Origin of the sequence: Pseudomonas sp. 18.1.10, assembly GCF_024655625.1 — a bacterium.
Classification (GTDB): Bacteria; Pseudomonadota; Gammaproteobacteria; order Pseudomonadales; family Pseudomonadaceae; genus Aquipseudomonas.
In genome coordinates this window covers 1-9,263 of sequence record NZ_JANLGL010000211.1, presented here as the reverse complement: position 1 = coordinate 9,263, position 9,263 = coordinate 1, and the positions used below count along the sequence as shown (strand labels likewise).

General features: G+C 62.7%; 8 protein-coding genes. 5 read left to right on the top strand and 3 right to left on the bottom strand.

What is annotated here, in order from left to right:
* Positions 1–81: 81 nt before the first annotated feature.
* Together NUV89_RS24625 and NUV89_RS24620 are read right to left on the bottom strand one after the other, a co-directional pair.
* Positions 82–1,467 (bottom strand): ATP-binding protein, encoded by a 1,386-nt coding sequence (locus tag NUV89_RS24625; RefSeq protein WP_257783367.1) that lies wholly within the window; start codon positions 1,465–1,467, stop codon positions 82–84.
* Complete coding sequence (locus NUV89_RS24620) at positions 1,464–2,174, bottom strand: response regulator (RefSeq protein WP_207039773.1); 711 nt, start codon at positions 2,172–2,174, stop codon at positions 1,464–1,466. The genes NUV89_RS24625 and NUV89_RS24620 overlap by 4 nt, the downstream gene beginning before the upstream one ends.
* A gap of 198 nt (positions 2,175–2,372) precedes the next feature.
* On the opposite strand from NUV89_RS24620, the gene NUV89_RS24615 reads away from it, so the two are divergent.
* The 4 genes from NUV89_RS24615 to NUV89_RS24600 all read left to right on the top strand — a co-directional run bounded on the left by NUV89_RS24615 (position 2,373) and on the right by NUV89_RS24600 (position 7,884).
* Positions 2,373–4,754 carry a TonB-dependent siderophore receptor gene (locus tag NUV89_RS24615; RefSeq protein WP_257783366.1) on the top strand — a complete coding sequence of 794 codons (2,382 nt, stop codon included), beginning with the start codon at positions 2,373–2,375 and terminating at the stop codon, positions 4,752–4,754.
* Positions 4,755–4,779: 25 nt separating this feature from the next.
* The gene (locus NUV89_RS24610; RefSeq protein ID WP_257783365.1) at positions 4,780–5,907 is read left to right on the top strand and encodes an ABC transporter substrate-binding protein; all 1,128 of its coding nucleotides are present in this window, start codon (positions 4,780–4,782) and stop codon (positions 5,905–5,907) included.
* A 133-nt stretch (positions 5,908–6,040) separates the two neighbouring features.
* Positions 6,041–7,099 (top strand): iron ABC transporter permease, encoded by a 1,059-nt coding sequence (locus NUV89_RS24605; RefSeq protein WP_257783364.1) that lies wholly within the window; start codon positions 6,041–6,043, stop codon positions 7,097–7,099.
* On the top strand, positions 7,096–7,884 hold the full coding sequence (locus tag NUV89_RS24600; protein WP_257783363.1) for an ABC transporter ATP-binding protein: 789 nt from the start codon (positions 7,096–7,098) through the stop codon (positions 7,882–7,884). The genes NUV89_RS24605 and NUV89_RS24600 overlap by 4 nt, the downstream gene beginning before the upstream one ends.
* On the opposite strand, the gene NUV89_RS24595 is transcribed toward NUV89_RS24600, so the two are convergent.
* Complete coding sequence (locus NUV89_RS24595) at positions 7,881–8,432, bottom strand: cysteine hydrolase family protein (RefSeq protein WP_257783362.1); 552 nt, start codon at positions 8,430–8,432, stop codon at positions 7,881–7,883. The two genes, NUV89_RS24600 and NUV89_RS24595, sit on opposite strands and share 4 nt — an antisense overlap.
* An 84-nt stretch (positions 8,433–8,516) precedes the next feature.
* Here NUV89_RS24595 and NUV89_RS24590 point away from each other — a divergent pair, with 84 nt between their 5' ends.
* Complete coding sequence (locus NUV89_RS24590; protein ID WP_257783361.1) at positions 8,517–9,161, top strand: glutathione S-transferase N-terminal domain-containing protein; 645 nt, start codon at positions 8,517–8,519, stop codon at positions 9,159–9,161.
* Positions 9,162–9,263 lie beyond the last annotated feature (102 nt).

Here is a 9,263-nt window from a genome sequence, read left to right as displayed (position 1 = left end):
GCGGTGTGTCAGTTACAGGTATTTCAGCTGACCCACCGCATTCGCGAGCAAGCCCGCTCCCACATTGGACTGCATTTCACTTCAGGCTCTGCGTTGAAACAATAACTCCACTTCCAGGCCCCCACCCTCGCGATTCCTCAAACTCAACCGCCCTTCATGCGCCCTGGCGATGGTGTGAGCAATGCTCAGCCCCAAGCCATACCCACCCGTTTCGGCATTGCGTGACCCTTCAACCCGATAAAACGGCTCCATCACCTGCTCCAGTTCCGCCTGGGGAATCCCCGGCCCGCGGTCGCTGATGACGATCTTCAAGCGGTCTGCCTGGTCGTCGACCCGCACCACCACGTCACGGCCATAACGCACCGCGTTTTCCAGCAGGTTCTGCACGCACCGTTTAAGGCTGCGCGCATACCCCGGCAGCGGCTGCTTCGCCCGGCCTTCGATGCGCACGCTCTGCCCCACGTCTTCCAGATCCGCCTGCAAGCTTTGCAGCAAGGCATTGATGTCGATGTTTTGCCGTGCCTCGTTGATTTCGCCGCTGCTGACAAAATCCAGGGTGCTGGCCACCATGTGCTCCATTTCCTCGAGGTCGCTGCGAAAACGTTCCTTGGTGCGATTGTCGTCGAGCATCTCGGTGCGCAGGCGCAAGCGTGTGATGGGTGAACGCAGGTCGTGGGAAATCGCCGCGAGAAACCGCGTGCGCTCGGCAATGTTGGCGATCAGCCGTTGCTGCATCGCATTAAACGCCTGGGCGGCGCGGCGCACTTCGGTGGGGCCACTTTCCGATAACGGCGGGCGCTGGATGTCCCGGCCGAGGGCTTCGGCGGCCTTGGCCAAGGCGTTGAGCGGGCGGATGGCCAGGCGCACCGCCACCAGGGCGATCACCACCAGCACCAGCACGCGCAGCAGGTAGATGCGCATCACGTAATCGAACAGCAGGTCCAGCGGCGAGGTGCTGGTCCAGCCCTGTTCTTCGCGGGCGTCCACCTGCAACCAGCGCCCGTCGGGCAGGCGCAGGTCGATCAGGAACTGCCCCACCACCGGTTTGGACTCCAGCAAAGTCCACAGCCCGGCGTTTTGCCCCACGCCGTCCACCAGCGACAGCTGCAGCAGGATCAGGGTTTGCGCATAGCCGGTTTTTTCCGAGAGGACTTTCTTGAGCAGCCGCTCAGTCGGCCGGTCGCTGTCGGTGAGGCTGCTGGGGGTGTTGCTGGCCTGGTCGCTCAAGGTCAGGCGGAAATGCGGCGCATCGAGCAACTGGATCAGCAGGTCGGCCTGTTGCGGATCGCTGTGCACCAGGCGCACCACATCGGCCAGCCGAGTGGCGATCAACCGCGCCGGGATTTCCAGCACCTGTCCATGGCGCCGGTCGTACCAGATGCTGCTGGTCAGGGCCTGGGCCGCGAGCATGCCGCTGACCAGAATCAGCACCAGCCGCCCAAACAGTGAACGCGGCAGCAGTTTCACGACGCCAGCACTACGTCATCGGCGGTGAGCATGTAACCCTCGTTGCGTACGGTCTTTATCAGCCCGGCCGGCAGTTGGGAGCGCAGGCGGCTGACGCACACGTCGATGGAACGGTCGAACGGCGTGCTGTCCTTGTCGAACACGTGGTTGAGCAGAAAGTCGCGGCTCAGCGGGCGGTTCGGATGCTGCAACAGCAGGCGCAGCACGCGGTAATCCGAGTTGCCCAGGCTGACCACCACACCGTCCGGCGAGAGCAATTGCCGCGCGCGGGTGTCGAGTTGCCAGCCGGCGAAACGGATGCTCGGCGCCTCATCCAGCCGCGCCCGGTCGGGGAAACTCTGCACCCGGCGCAACACCACCTTGATCCGCACCAGCAGTTCACGCGGGTCGAACGGCTTGGGCAGGTAGTCATCGGCGCCGATTTCCAGGCCGACGATGCGGTCGATCAACGACCCCTTGGCGGTGAGCATCACCACCGGCGTGTTGGAACTCACGCGCAGCTCGCGGCACAGGCTCAGGCCGTCTTCGCCGGGCAGCATCAGGTCGAGGACGATCAGGTCGATGACGTTCAATTCCAGGCGCCGACGCATCTCCTTGCCGTCGGCGGCGGTGGACACCTGAAAGCCCGCGTCGCTCAGGTAGTCGCAGAGCAACTGGCGGATTTGCGGGTCGTCATCAACGATCAGGAGGTGGTCTTGCTTGGCCATGGGCAGTCGATCCGAAAAACTATAAAACGCAGCAAATAGCCGAAAGTTCAGGCAACGGCGTGCGCAAATGTAATGGAATGTTGTGGGAAACGATAATCAAGCATCAGCGATACAAACCCAGGGCAATGCAGGGGAAATCGCTGTTTAGACTACCGAACCTAAATGAGAGTAATTGTAATTTAGACTCGGAAGTAGCCCATGTCATTGCCTACACCGCTCCGCAACCCGCTACACACCACGCTGGCACCCATGTTTGGTTTTCTCGCTGCCGGCAGCGTGGCCCCGACAGCCTGGGCAGATGCGCCCAGCGCCAGCCCCCAGGATTCAGTGCTGAGCCTGCCGGAAATCCAGGTCGATGGCGAAGCCACGTCCACCTTCAAGGTCGACCGGGTGACGTCGGCGAAAATCAGCCAGCCCCTGCTGGACGCGCCGCAAAGCGTGACCATCGTGCCGCAGCAGGTGCTCAAGGAACAGAACGCACAGACCTTGCAGGAAGTGTTGCGCAACGTACCGGGTATTACCTTTATGTCCGGCGAGGGCAACCTGGGCTGGGGCGATCTGTTTTCGATCCGTGGCTTTTCCTCCGAACAAAGCCTGACCGTGGATGGCGTGCGCGACGCCGGCATGTCCACGCGCACCGACACCTTCAACCTGCAACAGGCGGAAGTGTTCAAGGGCACCGGCTCCATCGAGTCCGGGGTGTCGGCCGTGGGCGGCAGCGTCAACCTGGTGAGCAAGGAAGCGCACCTGGGCGACGCCAACCGCGTGTCCGCCGGGGTCGGCACCGACGCCTACCGGCGCCTCACCGCCGACCTGAACAAACAGCTGAACGACACCACCGCCGTACGCGTCAACCTGATGAAGCACTACAACCAAGTGTCCGAACGCGACGATGTGGACTACGACCGCTGGGGCATCGCCACCTCGTTCGGCTTCGGCCTGGGCACCGATACACGCTTTTTCATCGACACCTTCTACCAGAAAGACACCAATACCCCCGACGGCGGCGTGCCGATCCAGCGCGGTACCAACGGCGACCGCATGCCCGGGGTGAAACGCTCCAACTGGTACGGCGATTCCAGCCTCTACACCCAAGAAAACAAGACCACCTCGCTGACCGCCCGCTTCGAACACGACTTCGCCTGGAACGACGCCAACCTGCGCAACCAGACGCGTTGGGAACGCAGCGACAACTTCGCGGTGCTGTCCCCGGCGCGCTTCTTCGCCGCCAGCGCCTCGGGCGGAAAAACCTGCACCGGCACCCGCTGTGCGACCTTGGGCTACACCGGTGTAGGCCCGATCAGCCAAGTGCCGGGCAGCACGGTGAATGCCTACACCGACTACGTGAACAACAGCAACACGTCCTACGGCATCCTGCGCGGCAGCGACTTCGGTTTGTCCAAGCGCTACACCATCCTCGATAACCAGACCGACTTCAGCTTCACGTTCAACACCGGCAGCCTGCAACACGCGGTGGTCTCGGGCCTGGAGTTCTATCACGAGACCTACGGCGGCCTGAAACGCAACGCCGAAGTGCCGGCCGGCGACATGCTCTTCGACATGAGCAACCCCAGCCATAGCTTCGCCAGCACCTACGTGACCAAAGGCGTCGGCGAGCCGCGTTCGGTGATCGACAACGCCGGTATCTACCTGGGCGACACCGTCACCCTCAACGAGCAATGGCAAGTATTGGGCTCACTGCGCTACGACAAGTGGCAAGCCGAAACCCGCCAGCGTGGCCAAGCCACCACCAGCAGCAGCGACGGCGCGCTTAGCGGTCGCGTCGGCGCGGTATTCAAGCCGTTGCCCAACGGCAGCATCTACGTGTCCTACAGCGAGGCGGCACAACCGTCGGCACTGGGTGCGTCCACCAACAACCAGATCTACGGCGCGGCCAGCACCAGCAACTACAGCCCGGCCAAATCCAAGACCTATGAACTGGGCACCAAGTGGGACATTGCCCACGACAGGCTCAACGTCACGGCGGCGATCTTCCGCACCGAACTGGAAAATTCCTGGGAATACCAGGACGGCGAATCCGCCCCGGTGCGCGCCCTGCCCGCCAAGCGCGTCGACGGCATCGAGTTGGGCCTGCAAGGCAATATCACTCCGCGCTGGACCGCCTACAGCGGTTTCTCGGCGCTCAAAAGCGTGCAGACCAAAGGCATCAACAAAGGCGCCGAAGCCAAGAACGTGCCCGACCTGACCGCCAACCTGTGGACCACCTACGCCGTCACCGACGCGCTGAGCCTGAGCTACGGCGAGCAATACGTGGGCCGGCGCCGCTACACCGACAACAAATACGTCGGCGGTTTGAACAACAACAGCAGCTACGCCAGCGGCGCCTCCGGGGTGTACGCGATCTACACCCGCGACCACGAAAAAGCCCCCGGCTACTGGCTGAGCAACGTGGCGGCGCAATACAAGGTGAACAAGGACACCACGGTCAACCTCAACCTCAACAATGTGTTTAACAAGTTTTATTACAGCCAGGTCGGCGCGTCCCTCGACGGCTTCCAGCTCTACGGCATCCCGGGCGCCGGGCGCACCCTCACCGCCAGTGTTGATTATGAATTCTAGATCCCCCTGTTCAGGAGCCCTTGCCATGCGCAAACCCCGTCAACTGCTCAAGCTCGGCGTGCTGTGCGCCGCGCTGGTCCTCGGCCACGCCGAAACCGCCGCCGCCCAACAAGTCACCGATGTGCTGGGGCGCACGGTCGACGTCAGCGATCACGTCGAGCGCGTGGTGCTGGGTGAAGGCCGGCTGATTTCGGCGTTCGCCCTGCTCGACAAGGACGCGCCGTTCCAGCGCATCGTCGGCTGGCAGAACGATCTGAAGCTGCTGGATCAGCACACTTACAACGCCTACGTGGCGAAATTTCCGACGGTGAAAGACATCCCGCTGATCGGCCAGGCGTCGGAACAAAGCGTCAGCGCCGAGGAAATCCTCTCGCTCAAACCGGACCTGGCGGTGTTCAGCATTTCCGGCCACGGCCCGACCGAGCACAGCGCGGTGGCTGACGTGCTGGCCAAGGCCGGCATCCCGGTGGTGTTTGTCGATTTTCGCGTCAACCCGGTGCAAGGCACCCACACCAGCATGACCGCGCTGGGCCAGGCTCTGGGCCGCGAAGCCCAGGCCAAGGCGTTCCTCGATTTCTATGACGCACACATCAAAGTCATTACCGACGCCGTCGCCACCCTGCCCGCCGGGCCGCGTCCAAGCGTGTTCCTCGAACTGCTGGCCGGCGCCTGGCAAGCGCCGGGGCACACCACCGGCAAGAGCGGCATGGGGGAAGTGATCCAGTTGGTCGGCGGGCGCAATATCGCCGCCGATGTGGTGCCGGGGGCATTGGGGGATATCAGCGTCGAGTATGCGTTGAAGGCTGACCCGGATGTTTACGTCGCCACCGGCAATCACAAACCGGGGCTGATCCTCGGCGCGGGCGTGAGCACCGATGAAGCGCGCGAGGCGTTTGATCGCGTATTGGCGCGGCCAGAGTTCGCCAACCTTCGTGCGATCCGCGAGGGCAATTCCCACGGCCTGTGGCATGACTTCTACAACTCGCCGTACAACGTGCTGGCGATTGAGGCGTTGGCCAAGTGGGTGCATCCGGCGTTGTTCGCCAAGCTGGACCCGCAGGCGACCATGGAGCAGATCAACCAACAGTTCCTCGGGATGCCGTTGCAGGGTGCCTACTGGATCGACACCAAATCCCCTACAAAAACGCAGTAAAAAACTGTGGGAGCTGGCTTGCCTGCGATAGCGACCTGTCAGTCACTGAATGAGGTGACTGATACACCGCCATCGCAGGCAAGCCAGCTCCCACATTTAGATCTCCATTGTTTTTGAAATTGTGTGAGCACCCATGACCACTCAAACCCTCGACCTGGCCAGCGCCACCCACGGCTATCGCCGCCTGCTCGCACGGCGCGCCTGGCTGCTGGCCGCGCTGGGCACCGCGCTGGTCGGCGCCATCCTGGTGGACCTGGCCAGCGGCCCGTCCGGCATGGGCCTGCTGGCCTTGCTCGACGGGATCGTGCACCCCGCCCATCTCAGCGCAACCGACCACGTAATCATCTGGAACGTACGCCTGCCCTACGCCCTGATGGCGGTGCTGGTGGGCTGCGCGCTGTCGCTGGCCGGGGCCGAGATGCAGGCGATCCTCAACAACCCGCTGGCCAGCCCGTTTACCTTGGGCGTGTCGTCGGCGGCGGCGTTGGGCGCGTCCCTGGTGATTGTGTTTCCGGTGACGACGCTGTGGGTATCGGCCAACACCGCGATTTCCGTCTCGGCGTTTATCTTCGCCGCTGCCTCGGTGTTTTTGCTGCAAGCCATGTCGCGTCTGCGCGGCGCGGGAGTGGAAAGCCTGGTGTTGTTTGGCATTGCGCTGGTGTTCAGTTGCAACGCGGTGGTGGCCTTGCTGCAACTGGTCGCCACCGAAGACGTGCTGCAACAACTGGTGTTCTGGACCCTGGGCAGCGTGACCCGCGCCAACTGGGACAAGCTCGGCATCCTGGCCGTGGTGGTCGCGGTGGTGTTGCCGTTCTCGTTTGCCGCCGCGCCGCGCCTGACCTTGCTGCGCATGGGTGAAGACCGCGCGCAGAGCTTCGGCGTGGACGTGAAACGCCTGCGGTTTTTCTCATTGCTGCGCATCAGCCTGTTGTCGGCCACCGCCGTGGCCTTTGTCGGCACCATCGGATTTATCGGTCTGGTGGGTCCGCATATCGCGCGGATTCTGGTGGGTGAAGACCAGCGTTTCCTGTTGCCCGCCAGCGCCCTGACCGGCGCGTTGCTGCTGGCGCTGTCGTCGATCGCCAGCAAGCTGATAATGCCCGGCGTGATCGTGCCGGTGGGCATCGTCACCGCGTTGGTGGGCGTGCCGATTTTCGTGCTGTTGGTGTTCAAGCGTGGGAGGCAATTATGAGTGAAGGGTTGCGCATCGAGCACGCAAATGTCAGCTACGGCCGTCGGCAGATTGTCCACGACCTGAGCCTGCCCACCCTGCCCCACGGCAGCCTGACCGCGCTGATCGGCCCCAACGGCGCGGGCAAATCCACGTTACTGCGTGCCGTGGCCGGGCTGGAAAAGATGCACGGCGTTGTGCGACTGGGTGACCTCGACCTGTCCGCCATGTCCGTAGCCGAACGTGCGCGGCGCGTTACCTACATGCCACAAAACCTGCCGCCGGGGCTGAGCCTCAGCGTGATGGAAAGCGTGATCGCCGCCTTGCGCGTGGCCAATGTGGACGGCATTCCGTTGTCCCGCGAGGCCTGCCTGCGTGAAGCCTTCGCGGCGCTGCAACGCATCGGCATCGCGCACCTGGCCGACCAACTGTTAAGCACGCTGTCGGGCGGCCAACGCCAACTGGTCAGCCTCGCCCAACTGATCGCCCGGCGCCCCCAGGTGATGCTGTTGGACGAACCCACCAGCGCCCTCGACCTCAATTACCAACTGAAAGTCATGGACTGCGTGCGCGGCCTGGTGCGCGAACACCAGTTGATCGCCGTGGTGGTGCTGCACGACATCAACCTCGCGGCCCGCTTCGCCGACCATATCGCCGTGCTGCGCCAGGGCCGCTTGTACGCCTGCGGCGCGGCGGATGAGGTGCTCGACCCGGCGCTGTTCGCCGAGGTGTATGGCGTGCAGGTGCGCATCGAGCGCTGTTCGCAGCAGTCGTTGCAGGTGTTGGTGGATGGCGCGGTGGCTTAACGCAGCACGTCGCGGGAATGGATCACCGTGGCGTACTCGCCGTGCAGGTTGCCCAGCGACATGGCGTGTACCAACTCGGCGGGGTGCAATTCACCGAAGAAGTCCGGTTTATCGAAGGTGTAGCACGCATCCTCGATCACCCAGGTATCAAACCCGAGGTTACCGCCGGTGCGGGCGGTGGCTTCCACCGAGTTGTGGGTGGCCACGCCCACCAGCACCAACTGCACAATGCCGGCGGCGCGCAACTGCGCTTCCAGCGGTGTGCCGCTGAACGCATCCGGCACACGCTTTTGAATCAGTTGCTCACCGGGCGCCGGCACGCACGCGTCCTGGAACTCGACACCGGGCTGCCCTGGCCAGAACACCGAACCCGGCGAATGGGACAAATGCTGCACATGGATCACCGGTCGGCCCGTGTGGCGCCAATACATCAACAGCGCCTGAATGCGCTCCTCGGCCTGTAGGTTATTGCGCCGCCCGAGCGTGGGGTGATGAATGCCTTTCTGCTGATCGATCACGATCAGTGCCGCGTCCTGCCGAAATTCCATATCGATAGACCTAAATGTTTCATTGAATTTTCGCACTCCGAACATCACCTCTACCTACAGGCATTCGCGCCTTTGGAGAGCTTCATGATCGATTTGTACTACTGGACGACCCCCAACGGTCACAAAGTATCACTGTTCCTGGAAGAAGCCGGCCTGCCTTACGCGGTGCATCCGATCAATATTGGCCAGGGCGATCAGTTCAAGCCCGACTTCCTGAAGATCGCGCCCAACAACCGCATTCCGGCCATCGTCGATCACAACCCTGGCGACGATGGCGCGCCGATTTCGCTGTTTGAATCCGGCGCAATCCTGCTGTACCTCGCGGAAAAAACCGGCCAGTTCATTGCCAAGGACCTGCGCGGCCGCCAGGAAACCCTGCAATGGCTGTTCTGGCAAATGGGCGGATTGGGGCCGATGGCCGGGCAGAATCATCACTTCAGCCAATTCGCGCCGGAGAAAATTCCCTATGCGATCAAGCGCTATGTAGACGAAACCGCGCGACTGTATGGCGTGCTGGACCGGCGCCTGGCGGATCGGGCGTTTGTGGCCGGCGAGGACTACAGCATTGCCGATATGGCCATCTACCCGTGGATTGTTTCCCACAAGTGGCAGAGCCAGCGGTTGGAAGATTTCCCACATGTGCAGCGTTGGTTCAACAGCATCAAGGAACGGCCGGCGACGGTTCGGGCGTATGAACTGGTGCAGAAGGTGAATCCGCCCAAGGCATGATCCAAAGGCAACCGAAATCCAAATGTGGGACCGGGCTTGTGTGGGAGCGGGCTTGCTCGCGAATACGGTGTGTCAGTCGAAATATTGGTGACTGACACCTGT